The organism is Pseudoduganella violacea (assembly GCF_014191875.1).
Taxonomy (GTDB): Bacteria; Pseudomonadota; Gammaproteobacteria; order Burkholderiales; family Burkholderiaceae_D; genus Rugamonas; species Rugamonas violacea_A.
Genome location: NZ_JACHXD010000046.1, coordinates 1 through 1449, shown reverse-complemented (window position 1 = coordinate 1449; position 1449 = coordinate 1). Strand labels below are relative to the sequence as shown.

The following is a 1449-nucleotide window of genomic DNA, read 5'->3' as shown; positions in this document are numbered from 1 at the left end:
ATTCAGCATTGGGCAATCTGTCGCCCGCCGTCTATGAACGGAAAATGGCAGTGCGTGAACCTATTGTTGTGTCCGAAATTTCTTGACCACCGCAATCCGGCATTGAGCTGCCACCTGGGGTCGAGTATTACTCGTAATCTTCGACACTATCTTATACCATTCGGTGGACCGCAAGTACTTGGCGCGTGAGCACCTTTCACTATTCCAGTTCCAGCCAGTCGATCATGTTCAGGACATTGGCCCTACCTGCGGAGAAATTGATTATCATGGATGAAATTGCCGCTACGGCATTCAGCCAGCTGCGGACACTCAAAACAACTACACGTTAACATCATCAAACAGCACTCGCACATGGACTACGACCCACTTTCCGAAGTCATCGATGAACCGCTTTCTATAAATAGTTCGATCCTTGACGAGCTGAGAGCATTTCGGGGCACTGAAAAACTCGAGAATCTGCCGGGCACTAACACGGCTGCTGAAAAGGCCAGATTGTCGAATGTGCTGAATGATCTTCTGGACCGCCTGTTGCGGGGTGTCGAAGCACATCCGAGCAAACTATGGGTGCTGACGGAATTTCAAAAGGCGCTTGTACTGGTAGAAGGAGAAGACACTGAGGGGCGTGAGCATTTCGGTATGGAGATGGAAAATATTATGGACATCTTGAGCATCGATAGCTCGGATGGCTTACTCACCGCCTATCTGGGAGGGATTTAGAAACTTCTTTGGTCATCAACCGGTTGAATCCGCAGCCAAGAGCAGCCGCTTGCAATAGAATTGCATTTCCTCCAAGGGAGTGATGAAAAGCATGGAAATGCTTGCCGAGGAACGTTGGAGCTTCACAGCGTTTCAGCATGGCGATAGTTGGATATTTACTTATATCGCTGACACAGTTGGCCTGTACGATGTGGGCATCAAATTGACTGAAGTCGAGGTTGCCAACATCCGTGCAGGTGCAACACAAGCAACGCTCAAAGGCTTTGTTTGCGAAGGCTATGAATTTAAGGGTGAACCGGTAGCTTCAGCAACGGTTACGTACTTGAAATTCCAAGGCATTTGGCACCGCCTGTGCTTTGAGTTTCGTGGAATATTTTGGCGACGGGCTTCAGAAGAGCCTGCGCCATGGGAGGTCGCCGAAGAATCCTGGGTCTATCCGCATGCCAATGTTGGGGAAATTGCTGGCATAGCGGGAAGAACGCTGCTGGAATATGAAATGATTCCGACATTGGGCGGAAGCAAAGTAATATTCAAATTTGCGAACGGAAAGAGCGTAGTGATCGAAGATAAGAGCGATACTGCCTCCTATGCCATTGTCAACCTGCCAGTAGACTGAATCCGTAGCCATAAGCAGTCACTAGGGAAGCGCTGATCAATTCACCCTTTTAGCGAGATTGGTGCGCAAAAAAGGTGGAACTATGAGCCGATCAAGCATATTTCCGTTCGATTTGA

The 1449-nt window shown here is 48.9% G+C and carries 2 protein-coding genes; both read left to right on the top strand.

Annotated elements, in window-relative coordinates:
- Nucleotides 1-351: 351 nt before the first annotated feature.
- The gene (locus tag FHS03_RS27855) at nucleotides 352-717 is read left to right on the top strand and encodes a DUF4844 domain-containing protein (RefSeq protein WP_183444180.1); all 366 of its coding nucleotides are present in this window, start codon (nucleotides 352-354) and stop codon (nucleotides 715-717) included.
- 82 nt (nucleotides 718-799) lie between these two features.
- Nucleotides 800-1333, top strand: a complete 534-nt coding sequence (locus tag FHS03_RS27850; RefSeq protein WP_183444178.1) for a hypothetical protein — start codon at nucleotides 800-802, stop codon at nucleotides 1331-1333.
- Nucleotides 1334-1449 lie beyond the last annotated feature (116 nt).

Bases quoted from the DNA above. Each gene is read 5' to 3' on its own strand.
- FHS03_RS27855 (WP_183444180.1), top strand. From the start codon at position 352: ATGGACTACGACCCACTTTCCGAAGTCATCGATGAACCGCTTTCTATA.
- FHS03_RS27850 (WP_183444178.1), top strand. From the start codon at position 800: ATGAAAAGCATGGAAATGCTTGCCGAGGAACGTTGGAGCTTCACAGCG.